The following is a 17,885-nucleotide window of genomic DNA, read 5'->3' as shown; positions in this document are numbered from 1 at the left end:
TTATAAATAACTAAATTGTAACCATGAAAAAATCCTGCATACTTACTGTTATATTTTTATGCTTGTGGTTCAAATGTTTCCCGCAACAGTTTGCATCTGATGTGGCGGCATATATCAAAATCAACACGCCCACTTTTGCAATTACCCATGTTAAAATTGTAGATGGAACAGGAAACCCGGCCATGCCCGATCAAACAGTTATTGTAACTAATGGCAAAATTGAGCGTGTAGGTATTTATAATAAGGTTAAATTAACTGCCGGGATACAGGTTATTGATGGTACAGGTAAAACCCTTATCCCAGGACTAGTAATGCTGCATGAACATCTATTTTATACAGTAATGGCCGGCAGCCATTTTAATATTGCAGAAATGCCATGGTCTTTTCCACGCCTGTATTTTGCTGGTGGGGCAACTACCATCAGAACCGGTGGTAGTATTGAACCGCAAACAGATCTTAATTTAAAAAGAATGATAAATGAAGGGAAAATGATAGGCCCTAATATGGATGTTACTGCTCCGTATTTTGAAGAGGCTTCTAACTATGACATTCCTTCGTTAAATATCATAAATGGACCTAAGGATGCCGCAACAACCGCCAACTTTTGGGCTGATCGTGGCTGTACCTCTTTTAAAGTATATGTACATGCCACACGTGCCGATATGGCGGCTGTAATAGCCGAAGCTCATAAACGAAATTTAAAAGTAACGGGGCATATTGGTGCGGTTACCTATCGTGAGGCGGCCGCTATGGGCATTGATAACCTGGAGCATGGTTTTGAACCCAGTTCAGACTTTGATAGTTTGAAGGTGCCCGATAAAATAAACGACTACAATCAAAAATTATCTTTATTGAAACTGTCGATAAAAAGCGCAAAAATGAAGGATTTAATGCAATATCTTATCAGTAAACACGTAGCCCTTACTTCAACCCTACCTGTATTTGAGCCGTTTACCGGTCGCGAGGCTTTTCCGGGTGATGCAGGAAGTGCGTTGATAACAGAAATAAGAGAACCGCTTGAAAAGCTTTGCCAGGCGCAACAAGGCAAGGATGGCAATGCGGTAGCCTTATTTAAAAAAGAGCTGGTATGGGAAAAACAGTTTTATGATATGGGCGGCTTACTTCTGGCCGGTAGTGATCCTACCGGATACGGCCGTGTTATAGCGGGCTATTCCAATCACCGCGAAATTGAATTGCTTGCCGAGGCTGGTTTTACGCCTGAGCAGGCTATAAAAATATGCACGCTTAATGGCGCTATTTACCTTAACCGGCAAAATGAAATAGGCACCCTAGCCACAGGCAAAAATGCCGATATGGTTTTAATTGGCGGTGACATTACCAGCAACATAAAAAATATCCGCAAAACCGAATTGGTGTTTAAAAACGGAGTAGGTTTTGATTCGCAGCAAATATTTGATTCGGTTAAAGGGCATGTGGGGATGAATTAGGCTCGATAAATACCTTCAAAAGAAAAGCCGCCTCAAGTACTTGAGGCGGCTTTTCTTTTGATCAACTTTTTTAGCTGATTATCTTCTTCTGCCGAAAACGCGCAATAGCATCAGGAAAAGATTGATAAAATCAAGATACAGGGTTAAGCCGCCCATTAAAGCATATTTCTTTGCAGACGCATCGCCATATTCTAAACCGGCACCAATACGTTTTAGCTTTTGTACATCATAAGCAGTTAAGCCAACAAACACGGCTACACCTACGTAAGAAATAATTAAATCTAGACCAGTGCTATGTAAAAAGAAGTTTACCAAACTGGCTATGATGATGCCAAATAGCAGCATGATCATGATCGAACCAAATTTAGTTAGATCCTGGTTCGTGGTATAACCTGCAACAGCCATTACACCGAACAATAGTGATGCAGTTAAAAATACACTGATAACAGAGCTTGCTGTATAAACCAGCAATATAAAGCTTAAACTAATACCAGTTAAAGCCGCATAAGCAATAAATAGCAATCCTAAAATTGGATAAGATATACTGTTTAAACCAAAACGAATTAAAAGCACAAACGCTAACGGCGAAAACATAGCTATATAAGCAAATATGGTTAATTGATGTGTTGATTCATCAACCAATAGTTGCAACAATGAAGGGGTGTTTGCAAAAGAATAGGCGGCAAATGTTGATACGCCTAAAGCTACAAACATCCATAAAAAAACATTTGCTAAAAACTTACGCGATGCGTCAGTATCGTTTATTTGGGTTACGTTTTCGTAAACGTAGTTTGGATTATTACTTTCCATTTTTAAATTATTGTTTTTAATTGATATACAAATTTACTTAAATAGAATCAAGAATTAATAATCAGGAAACAAGATTTTACTTTGTCTTGATTCTTGGCTCTTATTTCTTGATTCTCTAATTCAGTCTTTTAGTAAGCTGTTCTTCCACTTTCTTAAACAGTTGTAATGGCTTTAATGCGCGCCAGTTCAGATCATCCAACTCACCGCCAAAGTTAATATAGTAGTCGATATTATTACGTTTAAATTCCTGTATTACATGATCTCTGAAGTTGATACCGGCTATCCAGCCATCCTCTACATCCTGGAACCATTCTTCGTAATAACAATCGTCAGACGAATGAAAATTCAGTACATTCTCGCCTATCAATATAAATTGATTGATGCCATTATCAATCATCAACTCAATGATCTCGCGTTTAAGCATCATAATGTCATTGTTAATGGCATCATTCCACTCGCCTATAAACTCTATTATGGCATAAGAACGGTCATAATCGGCATACAGTACTTTCATATACAAAGTATTTGACCCAAACGAATCCCATTGCGGATGCAGCAAGTAATTGTAGATCTGCTTATCAAATTCAAACTCATTATACTGCGTAGCATAAAAAGGCGAATACTCGTCTTCTGATGCTATGTAGTCATCCCTCCATTTATAATATGGTTCTATTTCGTGCATTTAGCCCTCAGCCCCTCTAAATCTCCCCCGGTAGGGGAGACTTTTGTTTTATTCTATGTTTTATTTAAAAGCCTCATTTAAAGCCCTCCCTACCGGGGAGGGTTTGGGTGGGGCTTATTATTTCTATAAAAATCTACCGCTTTACGTACGCTTCCGTTTTTCTTTAGCAGGTCCGCGGCAGTGGTTTCGTCTACCCCTGTTTCGGCCATTACCATTTTAGCGGCACGGTCTACCAGTTTATGGTTTGATAGTTGCATGTCCACCATTTTATTACCCCTTACCCTGCCCAATTGTATCATAACCGTAGTGGTTAGCATATTCAAAACCAACTTTTGGGCGGTGCCTGCTTTCATGCGGGTACTGCCTGTTAAAAACTCGGGGCCGGTAACAACTTCTACTGGGTAATTGGCTATGGCAGCCACCGGGCTGCCACTGTTACAAACAACGCAACCGGTAGCAATTTTATTTTGATTAGCAGTTTTTAATCCGCCTATAACATAGGGCGTAGTGCCCGATGCGGCTATGCCTACCACAACATCTTTATCTGTAATATTAAAAGCCGACAGGTCTTTCCAGGCTTGCTCTGCATCATCTTCGGCAAACTCAACGGCTTTGCGTATAGCGCCATCGCCACCGGCAATAATACCTACCACCATATCAAACGGAACACCGAACGTTGGCGGACATTCCGAAGCGTCAACCACACCTAACCGCCCGCTGGTACCTGCGCCTATGTAAAATAACCGGCCGCCGGCTTTCATACGTTCGGTTACAACCGTAGCTAGTTTTTCAATTTGCGGTATGGCTTTGCTTACTGATAGGGCAACAGTCTGGTCCTCCTTATTTATATTTTGAAGGATCTCGGCTACGGTCATCTGTTCAAGGTTGTTGTAGTGCGAGTCTCTTTCGGTTGTAGTTTGCATTTTTTGATGTTTATTTGCCAAAATTCGGTAAAATTACTGATATGGTTTAATTATTGATTTACTAAATACACAGGCTATCAACACAAATCAGTAGTTTTGTATCAGTATAATTATGAAAAAAGCAGCGGGTATTATTTTCAGATCGGTTATCCTGCTTTTGCTGGGTGCTATTATTGGCATATTAATGACCAATCGCGACCTTAATACCGGCATTTCGTTCGATAGTAAAGACAAGGTATCCAAAGTTTTGGAGCTGGTTAGGCATAATTATGTCGACTCTGTAAATGTGGATAGCATTGAGGGATCGACCGTAAATAACTTACTGCAAAACCTTGATCCTCATTCGCTTTATCTACCCCCGCAACAAGCTACATCCATTAACGAACGATTGGAGGGCGGTTTTACAGGCATCGGTGTCGAATATCTTTTGCTGCGCGACACCCTGGTTATAACCCAGGTTAGCGTTAATGGCCCCGCGGCTAAAGCGGGCGTTAGGCCCGGCGACAGGGTTATTGAAGTAGATCATCAAAATTTTTCGGGCACGCTGTTAACGGTGCCTAAAGTTTCAAAAGCTTTCAGAGGTGTTAAAGATTCGCAATTACTGATGGCAATAATCCCGGCCGGTAGCAAAACTATTAAGTTTTGCAATATAAAACGCGCTCATGTTAACCTAAGCAGCATGGATGCCGCCTATATGCTTAATGCAACAACCGGCTATATCAAAATAAGCAAATTTGCCTCAACTACCGATGCTGATTTCCGCAAGGCGCTGATCAAATTAAAAATTGACGGCATGCAAAAACTAGTACTGGATATACGCGGTAATGGCGGCGGCTACCTCAATACCGCAACTGCATTGGCTGATGAATTTTTAACCAAAAAACAACTCATAGTTTTTACCAAAGGCGTGCATGACCCGCGTACCGATTATTTCGCTACAGACTCGGGCAATTTCCAGCACGGAAAACTAGCGGTATTGATAGATGAATATTCGGCATCAGCCAGTGAGATATTGGCAGGGGCCTTACAAGATTTGGACCGTGCCGTAATTATAGGCCGCCGCTCGTTTGGCAAAGGCTTAGTGCAGGAGCAATTTCCGTTTGGCGATGGCTCGGCAGTTAATTTAACTATCGCAAGGTATTACACGCCATCAGGGCGTTCTATCCAAAAATCGTATAGCAACGGGGTTGAGAGCTATCGCAACGAACTGGCGCAGCGGATGCGCAAAGGCGAGTTATTTTCGGAAGAAAGTAATTTAAAGGATAGCGCTTTTATTAAGCCTACTAATTACCATACATCCACAGGCCGAAAGGTATTTAGCGGCGGTGGTATTATGCCGGATATTTTTGTACCTGCCGATACCACACAAAATACTTACCTGATACGTGTGCTAAGCAACAAGCAGCTTTTCTCGGCTTATGTGATTGACCATATGCAACCAGTGTTAAACAAGTACACTGCCGATGATTTTTTCAAGCAATACACTGTTACGGATGCCGACCTGGGTAATTTTATATTGTATGCTTCACAAACAGTAAAGAACATAGACCCGCGAGAGGTGGTTACCTCCAAACAAAATATAAAAGTCCTGCTTAAAGCTTTCGCGGCCCGCTTTAAATGGGGCGATGAAGCCTATTTTAAGACTATCAATGCGGATGATCCCGCGGTGCAAAAAGCCGTGGAAATTTTGTAATGTGGGGATATGCAGATGTGCAGATATTTGATGAGCACATTCGTCATTTACCTATCTACACATCTACTTCTGTCTAAACCACACCTGTATAGGCGCGCCGCTAAACTCAAAGTTTTCTCTTATCTTATTTTCGATGAAACGGTAATACGGTTCCTTAACATATTGCGGCAGGTTGCAAAAGAATGCAAACATGGGCGATGTACCGGCTATCTGGGTGATATATTTAATTTTAACGTATTTGCCTTTTAATGATGGCGGCGGATAGTGTTCAATTATCGGCAGCATTACTTCGTTAAGTTTTGAGGTTGATATTTTGCGGGCGCGATTTTCGTAAACCTGGTTAGCTACGTCAATCACCTTTAAAACACGTTGTTTTTCGGTAACTGATGTAAATACAATAGGCACATCGGTAAACGGCTGCAGTTTTTCTTTGATCATGTCCTCAAAAACCTTTGTGGTTTTATTGTTCTTTTCAATCAAATCCCACTTGTTTACCACAATCATTATGCCTTTCTTATTCTTCTCGGCCAGGTGGAAGATGTTGACATCCTGCGACTCGATACCTTCAACAGCATCTATCATCAGTATCACTACATCCGCTTCTTCTAAAGCCTTAATGGTACGCATAACCGAGTAAAATTCGATATTCTCTTTTACCTTGGTTTTTTTACGCATACCGGCAGTATCTATCAGCATAAAATCATGACCGTATTGGTTATAATGTATGTGGATAGAATCGCGCGTGGTGCCGGCAATCGGGGTAACTATGTTACGGTCCTTACCGATCAATGAATTGATGATAGATGATTTACCCACGTTAGGACGGCCAACAATAGCATATTTAGGGCGGGTGTTTTCTTCTAATTTTTCTTCATCAAAATGCTTAACCACTTCGTCAAGCAATTCGCCGGTGCCCGAGCCGGTCATGGAGGAGATATTGTAGATCTCGCCTAAACCTAGGCTGTAAAATACTGTAGCGTCTGATTGCTGGTTATTGTTATCAACCTTGTTAACTACCACAAATGTTGGCTTATTGCCTTTACGCAATATGGTTGCTATCTCATCATCCAGATCGGTAATACCGGTGGTAACGTCCACCAAAAACAAAATAACCGATGCTTCTTCGATAGCTATAACTACCTGCTCGCGGATAGCGGCCTCAAACACATCGTTCGAGTTGGCTACGTAGCCGCCGGTATCAATAACGGTAAACTCGTGGTGTGTCCACTCGGATGTACCGTAATGCCTGTCGCGGGTTACGCCGCTAAAGTCATCCACAATAGCTTTGCGGGTTTCGGTTAAACGGTTATATAAGGTTGACTTGCCTACATTGGGGCGGCCAACTATGGCTACTATGTTACTCATTTTTAAGTTGTAAGTTTTGAGTAGTGAGTTATGAGTATCTACTCAAAAACTTTACCACTCAGTAATATCAGTTGCAAAATTACGAATACTCAAAACTCATAACCCACAACTCATAACTATTTATTCGTACCCAAATTTTTTCAGGTAGTTTTTTTTGCTGCGCCAATCGGGTATTACTTTAACAAACATCTCCAGGAAAACTTTCTTTTGGAAAAAATCTTCCATATCGCGGCGGGCATAGGTACCTACTATCTTCAGCATTTTACCACCCTCCCCAATAATAATGTTCTTTTGGCTGTCGCGCTCCACAATTATCTCGGCGCTAATGCGGTGCAGCTTTTCGCCCTCAACAAACGCGGTCACAATAACCTCGGCACTGTAAGGGATTTCTTTTTTGTATTGTTTTAATATCTGTGCACGGATCATTTCTGACGCGAAGAACCTGTCGTTACGGTCTGTTAACTGATCCTTTTCGTAATAAGGCGGATGCTCGGGCAAATGCTCTATAACAAAGTTCATTACCGAGATAACGTTATGATCATGCAGGGCCGAAATAGCGAAAACCGCTTTAGGATTCAGCTTTTCCTGCCAGTACTCTATCTTTTTCTTAACTGCCTCCTCATCGCTTTGGTCTATCTTGTTAACTAATACCAATAGCGGTGCCTGCGATCCGGCCAGTTTTTTAATTACATCCTCTTCATCGTACTCCTCGTATATATCAGTTACCAACAATATCAGGTCGGCATCAACAATAGAACCTTCTACCTGGTGCATCATGCGCTCATGCAGCTCATAATGTGGCTTAATAATACCGGGGGTATCAGAGAATACAATTTGATACTCGTCTGTATTAACAATACCCAAAATACGGTGACGGGTAGTTTGTGCCTTAGGGGTGATGATAGACATTTTTTCGCCAACAAGCGCGTTCATCAGGGTTGACTTACCCGCGTTTGGCTTACCAATTATGCTTACAAAACCTGCTTTATGACCCATTGAAAAATAATTAAAATAATATTTGGACTGCAAAGAAACGAATTATATCTTTGCAGTCCAATTAAAAGGAGGCATAAAACGCTTTTTTACTAATTGGAACAAACATTTCGGGATTATGTCCGTTATGTAATACCAACAAAAACAGTGCGGGATGGAGCAGTTGGTAGCTCGTCGGGCTCATAACCCGAAGGTCGTAGGTTCGAGTCCTGCTCCCGCTACCTCAGACGATTAAGAAGCCCTTAGAGATGATCTAAGGGCTTTTTTCGTTGGTGAAGGCTTGAGCAAAAAGATAAGGTTCGCGTTCTAAGATATTACACTATAGGTTGGAATCTGAAAGTCTTTTTTGTATGTTAGCGACACGGTGACAGCACCGGCTACCGACCTATCTAATTGAATCTTATGAAAAGACTATTTTTTTTAATGCTTGGCTTGGTAATTACCCAGTCGATAGTAGCCCAGGGCAAATACTTTGATTCGAACGGTGTTAACATTCATTATATTGATCAAGGTGCCGGTGTCCCGATAGTTTTGGTACATGGTCGTGGGGGTTCTCTTCAAGGTTGGATAGCCAATGGCGTACTCCCAAACCTTACTAAAGACTACAGGGTGGTAGCCTTTGATCTGCGAGGCCACGGCTTGAGTGCCAAACCTCATACCCAACAGCAGTACGGAAAAGAAATGGCATTGGACATAGTACGTCTGATGGATCATCTCGGTATTGAAAAAGCGCATATTATTGGCTATTCGCTCGGTGCAAATATTGTCGCGCAATTACTTATTTTGCACCCAGAGCGATTTATTACGGCTACACTGGGAGGTAGTGCAGGACGGTTCAGATGGACGACCAATGACGATGAAATAGTTGAACGTGAAGCCTCTGAAACCGAGCGATTGGGCTTTAGTCCTTCCTTTGACACAAGGATTGCTCCACCCAATACTGCGAAAGCTACTGACGAAGAAATTAAAAAGCGGTCTGCAGTCGCTCTTGTTAATCCGGCCGAGGATCGTTTTGCTATGGCAGCTATTATACGCTCTTCCCGCGATCAACTCATTTCTGCGGAAGAAGTCGCCGCTGTTAAAGTACCAACACTTGGAATTGTAGGCAGTAAAGATAGCTTCATATTAAGTCTTCAGGACTTAAAACAGCAGAGACCTGGCCTACAACTTGTTATAGTAGAAAATGGCACCCATAGCGGCGAAGAAGACACACGAAAGCGACCAGAATTCATTGCAGCCATTCGGCAATTTATAGCATCAAACAGCAAGGCCCCTTTAAAGTAACAACAGATCAGATACGTATCTTGCTGCCTAAATTATCTTACTTCGCACTTATTTGTTTGTAATCTCGATTACGGATACATGGCAAGGAACTACGGCATAAACACACTACCTAACCCTCCCATGTCCATTTATTCCGTTCCTCCTTGCATTTAAATAGCCATCACGATTTTTCCTTCTTTATAAGCCCCTCCTTTTTATTAGTTTTGAAATATAACAACCTACAAGAAAATGGACCTGTTTAAAACACTTGTATGAATAACTTTTTTTCCACACCAGACAAAGAAAGACAGTATCAGAGCTACATGGTGTTTATGCTCACCATTATTTGGTCGGTAGTAACCGGGGTAATTGTTTCTGTCGGTTTTTATTTCTTTCCGGAAATTTGGCTAAGGTGGCTTACATTTTTGGGCGTTTCACTATTTATCGCTGCAATAAATCTTTCACTAAACTATTTTGGCTATACCCGTGTGGCAAGTCTGACACTTACAATTATGCTGTGGTTATACATAACCATACCTTGTTATTCTGCAGGTGGTATGATGGCTCCCGGAATTATATCGCAAATGAGTGTAATTCTAACAGCCGGGTTTTTGCTTGGCTGGAGAGGAGGGATGGTATTTGGTTTATTATCAGTAACGACCGACTTTGGGTTTGCTTACCTGGAAATGACTGGCCATTTACCCCAACCGTCCGTAATTCACAATCCAATAACCCGATGGATCGGCGCAATTATTCCTTTTGGAACCATTCTCTCCTTACAATATTACGCAACCAATCACTTGCGCGCTGGACTGATTGCACTTCAAAAAGAAATAGGTAAGCGTGAAGAAGCGGAGAACGCAAAAGATGAAATCCTTCATAGCCTCGAAGAGCGGGTAAAGGAGCTGAAAACACTTTATGAAGTAAGCCGCATTTTACAGGACGAAAGCGCTCTACGGGGCAATTTGTTTCAAGAAATAGTTAATGTTCTTCCATCCGGCTGGCAATATCCCGGCATTACAGCTGCCCGTATATGCGTTGACGGAATAGAATACGCTACGAAGAATTATAAACCTTCTGGATACCGCATTCAGGGCGAAACAAAGACTACTAAGGATACGCTGATAACTATTGAAGTAATGTATTTACAATCCACGCCGCAAATGGATGAAGGGCCGTTTCTCAAAGAGGAACGGAGCCTGATCAACATGCTGCTGGAAATGCTCAAAATTGATCTAGAGCGCAAGGAGCGCACCACCGAACTCCGTGATTACAAATTCGCTTTAGATATAGCTTCTATTGTAGCTATATCGGGGACAGATGGTTGTTTTACTTTCGTCAACGACAATTTTGCCAAAGCAAGCAAGTATAACGCTGCTGAACTGCTGAATAAACCCCATAGTATCATTTGGTCGGATTATCATTCTCCGGGATATTTCGATGAATTGGCAGTAGCTATGCAAAATGGCAAGCCCTTCAGGGGAGAATTTTGCAACAGGGCAAAAGATGGCAATTTGTATTGGGTAGACACGGCCATCGTTCCGTTTTTAGATGAGCATGGACAAGTTTATCAATACCTTTCGATTAACCAGGATATTACCGAACGTAAAGAAGCAGAGGAAAAAATCAGAGAAAGTGAGCAAATATTAAGAAGAATCACCAGCCACATCCCCTGCAATTCCTACATGTTTGAAATAGAGGAAAACGGGCGATCTAATATGATCTTTATGAACCGGGGAACTGAAGGATTTAACCATAATTATATCATTCAGGATCTTTCTGATGATCCTCAAAAAATAAGGGAAATTTTGCATGAAGATGATAAAATGAAGTTTAACCTGGCAATGAAAGAAGCTTTTAGAACACAGTCGATGCTCAGCCTGCAATATAGGGTGGTAATAAATGGATACACCAGATGGCGGTGGTTTCAAGCGGTTCCCGAAAGTAACAAGGATGGAAAAATTGTGTGGTATGGCGCAACTAGCGACATTACTCCGCTTGTTGATTACATTGCCTCAATTGAACAGATCATTTTTGATATCAGCCATGTAATTCGCAGGCCTATTTCGACCATGCTTGGCTTAACCAAAATTATTACTGATAGTGATCTTACAGAAAACGAGATTAAAGATTATTCCCAAAAACTGTATCTTATTTGTAAAGAAATGGACGATTTCATTTATGAGTTGGATCGTTCGTATAATGAAAAAAAAGACAACAATAAGATTGACATTGATTTTTCTTCCTCGATTGATAAACGAAATTCTTTATTCAGCTGACACTTTTCCGAACGTTTTCTGTAGTGGTACTATTGCCTGAATACTAAAACTACGTTATAGCTATTTCCTATATCTCTTAACAGAATCTAATAGTTTATGCCCGTCAATATTAATAAAAACCCTTAGTCTGTAATATGCTTTGTATATCCTCCAAAAAGTTCGAGATTTGTCCCGTTCCGTCCACCAAACGAGACAAATCAGTAGTTTCACTGAGTTGTCTCGTTTTTTCATTTTTATAAATTGCTGATAATGAGCTAATTGAGCTAAAAAAGCTATTGATTTTCAAGGTTCGATAAGTGTCTGTTTTCTTATTATAAGTTATCCCATCTGGAAAGACAAGTTTTTGAAGGTTTTGACGTTTTCTTAAGTCCCCTAACTCCCATATCCTCTGCATATTAGAGCTTATTTCTATTGAGAAGTCAATATATCTATCGAGGTTCGATAACTGTCTATTTACCTTATGGTGTTCGACTTTTAACGCAGCAATTTCCTTTAGAATTTCATCCGAAACAGAATCATAGATACTTTTATCTATATCCCCAATTGCAAATCTTCTTTTTATAACACGATGTTCATTTTCTTTGCCTTCTAAGGTTTTTTGCTATTTGGTGTTCAATTTCCTTTTGAGACTTATTTAAATACATAAATGTTAGTCTCAGCTGTTTCTTTAATGGCTCAATCAATTCGGCTTTGATCTGATACTCATGTAATAAATTCAAAAACTTAGAATGCAGGTGATTCACATTCACATTTACATTACAATCATGTGTGTTACATTTCATGTATTTGCATTTCTTGTGATTTACATGATAAGATGTTAATGGCTTATTACATATATCACAAAGCAACGTCGACTTTAACGGGAAGCTTTCGTCATTTTTTTTATTTGTAGAATTCAGATACTCTTTGGAAACTCCTCTTAGAATCAAGTACTCTTCCAATGTTATCATAGGTTCCTGTACTCCCTTTACAGGTTCATTGTCCAACATCTTATCCACAACCATTCCACAATAAAAAGGATTTGTGAATATTACCGTCAACCTCTTACGATCTATGTTTAGACCCATTGAAGCTAACCATTGTTGAATTTCTGTATTAGTTTTGCCTTTATAGATTTTCATCATAAAAGCTTGCTTTATTAGTTTACCTTGTTCATTTATTACAGATTTTTTAACGCCAGTAATTAAATCTCTTCCAATTTTTGTATACCCAATAGGTGGGCTTTTTGGCCAACCGCCTTTACGCAACAGGTTTTTTGTACCGTCTACCGATTTTTCTTTCCTGGCTTCGTTATCAAGGCGGCTAAAGATCATCTTAATTGACCTCATAGCACTTCCTGTAGGAGTGGAGACGTCCATGTCCTCTTTAGTGGCTATTACTGCAACGCCAGCCTCTGCAAGTTCTTCAGCAATTACAATGGCATTTGCGCCAGTACGAGAGAACCTGTCATAAGTTGTTACAAGCACGCACTCAACATCAGAATTGGCTTTAATAAATTGAAGCATACTTTGAAACTCTTTCCTCTTATAATCATCTTTTGCGCTTTCATAAGTCCCACCAAATTCTTTTATAATGGTAAGGCCTTTTTGTTCAGCATATTCTCTGCATGATATAGTTTGAGTTTCTAAGCTAAAATTAGTTTCCGCTTGTTCTTTAGTGGATACTCTTGTATAAATTACAGCTAACCTGTTTTCTAAGGCACTTTTTATATTTGATTTTGGATGTAGCTGTTTAAAAAGGTGTAGGTTATCCATCACTATATTTATTGAATATATCATAAGTTAATACACCCCATAAGTGCATACTGTAAACAATTTCTTTAAACTCATCATTGGACAAGTGCTGGAATTGTTCAATTTTTTTAATGTCCTCTATTTTGATTAAGGGTATTTCTTCATTAAAGTCATTATCAGTTGACATGCCGACTATACTGCATCAACTAAAGCTGCAACGTTGACTGGTTTTCAATAAACCAATGTTATTAATCGGATAATTAATAACGTGCAAGTAACATGTTCATTTATTGTCTGTACTTAATATAGCTAATAATGAGCATGTTACGAATAAAAGTTGCCCAAAAAGATAGATTGCAGCTTTAACTTAATCTATTGTTTTTACAACACCTAATAGTTTTTTGTGGTTGCTCGAAGGCCTGATTGCGTGGTTTGCCGAAGCCTGATTTTTACTTAGTGCCCGAAAGCGTGGTTTGTCCTAAGACTTGATTTACGTGGTGCCCGAAAGCATGTATAAGACAAATTTTGAAACAAAACGATTAAAGTTACTTTAACTAAAAACGTATTAAAGTAACTTTAATATTTCTTTAATGCTCAAACAATACACAATCGCTTAATATTACCACAACAGACATTTTACCAGCGCATTTCCCAATAACAGTCACATAATCTCCTTTTGATAATGTCTTCAAATGCTTTGTATCTTCAAATCTGCATTGGATCTCGCCAAATTCGCTTACGTCTAAAGTAATGTATGGCGTATCAGTAATGTCCTTAGCTATCTTAGTTATCTTTCCGCTAACTGCAATAGTTTTACCCTTATATATCTCATCTGCCGATACCTCGTTTGCATCATAATCTGTATATAGTTTTTCGGCTGTTGTCCTAAGTGTATAATTAAAAAAGTATTTGCTATCAGGGTAATTGATTTTCAGGTAGTCATTGAATGCAAATTTGTTTCTTAGGTAATTGTATTTGTAATCGGGGCCACTATCACTACTCCAGTTAATTAATTGATTTTGAATTGCCTCGTAATAATTGTTTAAGTAAACTTTATTACCAGGTTGAAAAATCACCAATGCGGGCGTCAAAGTGTAGTTGGAAATGATAGATTCTCTAGCGTTTGGGGCATATAGGGTCATACCTTCGTCACCCGAAACGGGATACTTTGATAGGTATCGGGAATATATCTCTAAAATATCTTTTGTTACGCCTCCCAAAGCCTCTAAGCTTAATACGCGAACCACAAATTGTAAAGCTCCCGGAATATTTTTCAGTTCATCTTCTGTTGATACCGGGATACTAAACGTGTCATCTTTTTTAGACTAATCATGCACTCACCTATTGCTTGCAAAGCTTTTAAGTACCGCTGATCTACAGATTGGTTATTGACCAACTCAATATACGTGCTGTTAGATTTTAATTCATTTAAAGCAGTTTGTCGAGCGGCCTTTTTCTTGTCGTCGAGCTGATTAATTAGCCGTTCTGAATATTTTAGATAACTATTGCCATCTGTGGACCTAATTGCCTGATCTGATTTATTTAAAAGACTGTCCTGTGTTTTGTCCTTTTTCTGCTGTCCGCAAGATGTTGCAAAAAACAGAAATATGACAACGGCTGAAGAGATAAGTGGAGATGATGTAGTGCAGCTTAATTTGTGAGTTGTTTTGGTTTGGAATTTCATAAGTAGGGCTTGGAATTTTATCTAACACCCCCAACTCAGGTAACTGGTATCACCCATCAGGAAAATGAAAGTAAAACCCAAGCCCATGACGGCTCCGGCTTTACAATCATTTTTCCTGATATTAAAAATTACCAGTTTTTGAGTTGGGAAATTGATTGTAAACGAAAAATCGTTTCTATATAAAAAATATTGTTGTCTCTCTTTTATTTCATTCGCTATTGTTTTATGACAAATATAAATAATGTGGTGATATATGACCTAAATACATGAAAGCTGCAATGGTCTACTGCAATCCGGTGATTACTTGCAGCACACCAAGTCTTTTAATCTTGGTTAATGTATTGGCATGTATGCCGACTATTTTTGAAATCTCATTTAGAGGATAACCTTTTTTAATATAATCAAGCGCTTGCTTATTTTTCGTCTTATTCAAAAAAGACAATGTATCCTCATTTGAGCCAGGTTTACGCCCCATGAACACATTGCCTTTTGCTTTAGCTATTTTGATGCCTTCTAATTGCCGCTCTTTAATCTGGGCTCTTTCCATTTGTGCAACGGAAGCTAAAATTCCAATCATTAAAGTGCAAATGTGATTTTCTTTACCTTCTCCATCAATCGTGGTTAAGCCTTGTGACAAAAAATGAATAGGTATTAGTTTCTTATTGAAGAACTCAATGGTATTTAATATATCTTTTAAATTCCGGCCTAATCGATCAATGGAAATTACTGAAAGGCTGGTTATTGCTTTTTTACTTATGAGCTTAAGTATTTCTTTGCCGCCTTGTCTATCAAAGAAAGAAATAGCCCCAGAGCATTTATCTTCTATGAGATAATTATATTCTTTTTCATTCACACGTTGGCGGTCGGTGTTCTGATCAATAGCGGATACTCTAACGTATAGGATTTTCATATTTTCACAATTTTAGCCTAATGGCTGCTTTACCTTAAATATATGAAAAATAGTGAAATAAATCAAATTTAATCGGCTAATTATCAGCGATTTGCACTCACAAAAAAAAGCATACTCTAAACTTATGAGAATTGGTCCATTTGAGTTAATAATAAATTGCGCTTGAAAATTATCATATTATTTAATGCGAAGCTCTTTACTGTATGGCAAGTAGTTTTTTATATATTTATAATTACCGATTTCCTGTCGAAGTCTAAGGGCTATACTATTAAAAACCTTAAATTATCACATTCTAAATTATTATGGATACGACTAATTCTGCCACTCTTTCTCTTTTAATTGAGAGTGAATTTAATATTAAGGGAAAAATTATTAAAGATTTTGGCAAATGGAAAGGTAAGCCTATTTCACACACAATTATATTCGAAGATTGTGTATTTGAAAGTGACTATTCTTTTATTGATACTGTTGCCCAAAACGACATTTTTTTCAATAACTGCACCTTTAAAAATTTATCGTTTCTAAATTGTTCATTTGAACAATTTATAGCGTTCAATAATTGCACATTACAGGGTGAGCTTTTCTTTTCTGATTGCAAATTTTCATTTATAAGTTTTAGCGGGGGAACTTATTCAAAAATGGAATTTGCTGGATTTATAAACGCATATTCAAATAGAGACAGTTATATAAATTTTGAAAATGGCAATTTCACTTCCTTAAAGTTATCGTGTAAGGAAATCAATTGTCCAATTACTATAACAGGTGGCACATATGATACGATTCATGTTGAAAAAACAAAGATGAATCAACGTTTCCTGTTTAGTGAAGGAGATATAAAAATTAATGAATTGTATTTGATTTCCAGTGAATTCAATGATAGGGTTGATTTATTAAAAGGGGAGGTTACAGGCACAACGTATATACATAAAGTTAGCTTCAATGAACAAGTGGTCATTGGTAGAGATTTTCTTTCAAGGTCACTTACAATAGCACATGTATATGCAAAACAAAATTTCAGCATATCCTTTGACGGTAACATCACTCATTTGTATCTATCAGATAATGATTTTCAAGGCACATTCAATTGCCATAGTTTAAGTACGGAACCAAGAACACGTGCTGGAGAGCTTAGTTGCGATATTAGCGGTTTAAATAAAGGAAACATATTATTTGAATCTATACCAGCAAGTATAAATGTAGGCGGAGTAAATTTGGGTAATATTATTTTTAAGAATATTGAGACTAATTTCATTATAATCCAAGATTTTTATAACCAAAATAAGTTAACATTTGCAGACTTAAAGCTTATTCATAACCAACATTTCTTTATAATTTTTGATTCAAATATTAATAATACAGAGTTCGTTAACGTTGATTTTAGAAAATTCGATGAGCTGGTAATTGCCAAAAGCGAAGTAAGCAATATTGTGCTTTCAAATTCTGTTTTACCGCCGAGAATACAGATTGGTACTAAAAATCCAATATTTGGTTACGTAATTAAACCTGATGAAAAAATCAATGATAATACCTACTATCGAGAAACGTATAGGCAACTAAAACTTGCAATGGAAAAACAAGGTAATAAAGCGTCATCCCTTATTTTCAAAGCAAAAGAAATGCATTATTTACGGAAAGAGCTTCCTATTGGGTGGGATAAGTTTTTGCTTTATCTAAATTACATTTCAAATAATCATGGACTAAGTTGGTCAAGAGGTATATGTTTTACTTTAGTAATATCTTGGTTAATGTTCATTTTTTTTCAAGAAACATTGGTACATCCAAATTATGTTTGGGGATTAAGCTGGTCATTGAGCGACACATACAAATCCTTTAAATCTGGTCTCAATGGCTATAGTGAATTTATTACATCTTTCCCGGGATTTAAAGTATCGGAACACAGTTCTTATAAATGGGAAACCAATTTAATACTATTATTAAGCAGAATCTTAATTGGATACGGAATATATCAAACAATAACTGCTTTTAGAAAATTTGCGAACAAATAGATATTGAAATTTGGGACAAAAATCATTTAATTTCTGGTGTCAATAAAAATATATGCCACTATTGCGTAAATAAGCGGTTTCCATAATTTGGGCGTT

General features: G+C 38.4%; 14 protein-coding genes and 1 tRNA gene. 6 read left to right on the top strand and 9 right to left on the bottom strand.

Translation table 11 applies throughout. The annotated features are described in order from the left end of the window. Nucleotides 1-23: 23 nt before the first annotated feature. Nucleotides 24-1,448: an amidohydrolase family protein gene (locus tag JWQ34_RS01730; RefSeq protein WP_299353007.1), complete on the top strand. Its 1,425-nt coding sequence runs from the start codon at nucleotides 24-26 to the stop codon at nucleotides 1,446-1,448. A 78-nt stretch (nucleotides 1,449-1,526) separates the two neighbouring features. Here the strand turns inward: JWQ34_RS01730 and JWQ34_RS01725 are convergent, their stop codons facing one another. The 3 genes from JWQ34_RS01725 to murQ all read right to left on the bottom strand — a co-directional run bounded on the left by JWQ34_RS01725 (nucleotide 1,527) and on the right by murQ (nucleotide 3,863). Continuing rightward, the gene (locus JWQ34_RS01725) at nucleotides 1,527-2,258 is read right to left on the bottom strand and encodes a Bax inhibitor-1/YccA family protein (protein ID WP_299353005.1); all 732 of its coding nucleotides are present in this window, start codon (nucleotides 2,256-2,258) and stop codon (nucleotides 1,527-1,529) included. A gap of 115 nt (nucleotides 2,259-2,373) precedes the next feature. Beyond that, nucleotides 2,374-2,940, bottom strand: coding sequence for a hypothetical protein (locus JWQ34_RS01720; protein WP_299353002.1), 567 nt, complete (start codon nucleotides 2,938-2,940; stop codon nucleotides 2,374-2,376). Nucleotides 2,941-3,029: 89 nt separating this feature from the next. Further along, the gene (gene murQ / locus JWQ34_RS01715) at nucleotides 3,030-3,863 is read right to left on the bottom strand and encodes an N-acetylmuramic acid 6-phosphate etherase (protein ID WP_299352999.1); all 834 of its coding nucleotides are present in this window, start codon (nucleotides 3,861-3,863) and stop codon (nucleotides 3,030-3,032) included. Nucleotides 3,864-3,975: 112 nt separating this feature from the next. Here murQ and JWQ34_RS01710 point away from each other — a divergent pair, with 112 nt between their 5' ends. Then, nucleotides 3,976-5,556, top strand: coding sequence for a S41 family peptidase (locus tag JWQ34_RS01710; RefSeq protein WP_299352996.1), 1,581 nt, complete (start codon nucleotides 3,976-3,978; stop codon nucleotides 5,554-5,556). 63 nt (nucleotides 5,557-5,619) lie between these two features. On the opposite strand, the gene der is transcribed toward JWQ34_RS01710, so the two are convergent. Together der and era are read right to left on the bottom strand one after the other, a co-directional pair. Further along, on the bottom strand, nucleotides 5,620-6,921 hold the full coding sequence (gene der, locus JWQ34_RS01705) for a ribosome biogenesis GTPase Der (RefSeq protein WP_299352993.1): 1,302 nt from the start codon (nucleotides 6,919-6,921) through the stop codon (nucleotides 5,620-5,622). A gap of 120 nt (nucleotides 6,922-7,041) precedes the next feature. Then, the gene (era, locus tag JWQ34_RS01700; protein ID WP_299352991.1) at nucleotides 7,042-7,917 is read right to left on the bottom strand and encodes a GTPase Era; all 876 of its coding nucleotides are present in this window, start codon (nucleotides 7,915-7,917) and stop codon (nucleotides 7,042-7,044) included. 145 nt (nucleotides 7,918-8,062) lie between these two features. Between era and JWQ34_RS01695 the strand changes: the two genes are divergently transcribed. The 3 genes from JWQ34_RS01695 to JWQ34_RS01685 all read left to right on the top strand — a co-directional run bounded on the left by JWQ34_RS01695 (nucleotide 8,063) and on the right by JWQ34_RS01685 (nucleotide 11,456). After that, nucleotides 8,063-8,135 (top strand) — tRNA-Met (locus JWQ34_RS01695). A 181-nt stretch (nucleotides 8,136-8,316) separates the two neighbouring features. Further along, a complete protein-coding gene (locus JWQ34_RS01690) occupies nucleotides 8,317-9,198 on the top strand; it encodes an alpha/beta hydrolase (RefSeq protein WP_299352988.1) in 882 nt (293 codons plus the stop codon). A gap of 251 nt (nucleotides 9,199-9,449) precedes the next feature. Continuing rightward, nucleotides 9,450-11,456 (top strand): PAS domain-containing protein, encoded by a 2,007-nt coding sequence (locus JWQ34_RS01685; RefSeq protein ID WP_299352986.1) that lies wholly within the window; start codon nucleotides 9,450-9,452, stop codon nucleotides 11,454-11,456. Nucleotides 11,457-12,028: 572 nt separating this feature from the next. On the opposite strand, the gene JWQ34_RS01680 is transcribed toward JWQ34_RS01685, so the two are convergent. The 4 genes from JWQ34_RS01680 to JWQ34_RS01665 form a co-directional block, all read right to left on the bottom strand. Beyond that, nucleotides 12,029-13,234: a recombinase family protein gene (locus JWQ34_RS01680; RefSeq protein ID WP_299352983.1), complete on the bottom strand. Its 1,206-nt coding sequence runs from the start codon at nucleotides 13,232-13,234 to the stop codon at nucleotides 12,029-12,031. Between the two features lie 542 nt (nucleotides 13,235-13,776). Further along, nucleotides 13,777-14,436 carry a hypothetical protein gene (locus JWQ34_RS01675; RefSeq protein ID WP_299352981.1) on the bottom strand — a complete coding sequence of 220 codons (660 nt, stop codon included), beginning with the start codon at nucleotides 14,434-14,436 and terminating at the stop codon, nucleotides 13,777-13,779. Nucleotides 14,437-14,462: 26 nt separating this feature from the next. Continuing rightward, nucleotides 14,463-14,873 (bottom strand): hypothetical protein, encoded by a 411-nt coding sequence (locus JWQ34_RS01670; protein ID WP_299352978.1) that lies wholly within the window; start codon nucleotides 14,871-14,873, stop codon nucleotides 14,463-14,465. Between the two features lie 283 nt (nucleotides 14,874-15,156). Continuing rightward, nucleotides 15,157-15,783, bottom strand: a complete 627-nt coding sequence (locus JWQ34_RS01665; protein ID WP_299352975.1) for a recombinase family protein — start codon at nucleotides 15,781-15,783, stop codon at nucleotides 15,157-15,159. Nucleotides 15,784-16,085: 302 nt separating this feature from the next. On the opposite strand from JWQ34_RS01665, the gene JWQ34_RS01660 reads away from it, so the two are divergent. Then, nucleotides 16,086-17,789, top strand: a complete 1,704-nt coding sequence (locus tag JWQ34_RS01660; protein ID WP_299352972.1) for a hypothetical protein — start codon at nucleotides 16,086-16,088, stop codon at nucleotides 17,787-17,789. Nucleotides 17,790-17,885: the final 96 nt, after the last annotated feature.

The organism is Mucilaginibacter sp. (assembly GCF_028288185.1).
Taxonomy (GTDB): Bacteria; Bacteroidota; Bacteroidia; order Sphingobacteriales; family Sphingobacteriaceae; genus Mucilaginibacter.
The sequence above is the reverse complement of the archived record's forward strand: the minus strand, read 5'-3'. Positions and strand labels throughout refer to the sequence as shown.

Coding starts and splice junctions, on each gene's coding strand:
- JWQ34_RS01730 (WP_299353007.1), top strand. CDS start 24: ATGAAAAAATCCTGCATACTTACTGTTATATTTTTATGCTTGTGGTTC.
- JWQ34_RS01725 (WP_299353005.1), bottom strand. CDS start 2,258: ATGGAAAGTAATAATCCAAACTACGTTTACGAAAACGTAACCCAAATA.
- JWQ34_RS01720 (WP_299353002.1), bottom strand. CDS start 2,940: ATGCACGAAATAGAACCATATTATAAATGGAGGGATGACTACATAGCA.
- murQ (WP_299352999.1), bottom strand. CDS start 3,863: ATGCAAACTACAACCGAAAGAGACTCGCACTACAACAACCTTGAACAG.
- JWQ34_RS01710 (WP_299352996.1), top strand. CDS start 3,976: ATGAAAAAAGCAGCGGGTATTATTTTCAGATCGGTTATCCTGCTTTTG.
- der (WP_299352993.1), bottom strand. CDS start 6,921: ATGAGTAACATAGTAGCCATAGTTGGCCGCCCCAATGTAGGCAAGTCA.
- era (WP_299352991.1), bottom strand. CDS start 7,917: ATGGGTCATAAAGCAGGTTTTGTAAGCATAATTGGTAAGCCAAACGCG.
- JWQ34_RS01690 (WP_299352988.1), top strand. CDS start 8,317: ATGAAAAGACTATTTTTTTTAATGCTTGGCTTGGTAATTACCCAGTCG.
- JWQ34_RS01685 (WP_299352986.1), top strand. CDS start 9,450: ATGAATAACTTTTTTTCCACACCAGACAAAGAAAGACAGTATCAGAGC.
- JWQ34_RS01680 (WP_299352983.1), bottom strand. CDS start 13,234: ATGATATATTCAATAAATATAGTGATGGATAACCTACACCTTTTTAAA.
- JWQ34_RS01670 (WP_299352978.1), bottom strand. CDS start 14,873: ATGAAATTCCAAACCAAAACAACTCACAAATTAAGCTGCACTACATCA.
- JWQ34_RS01665 (WP_299352975.1), bottom strand. CDS start 15,783: ATGAAAATCCTATACGTTAGAGTATCCGCTATTGATCAGAACACCGAC.
- JWQ34_RS01660 (WP_299352972.1), top strand. CDS start 16,086: ATGGATACGACTAATTCTGCCACTCTTTCTCTTTTAATTGAGAGTGAA.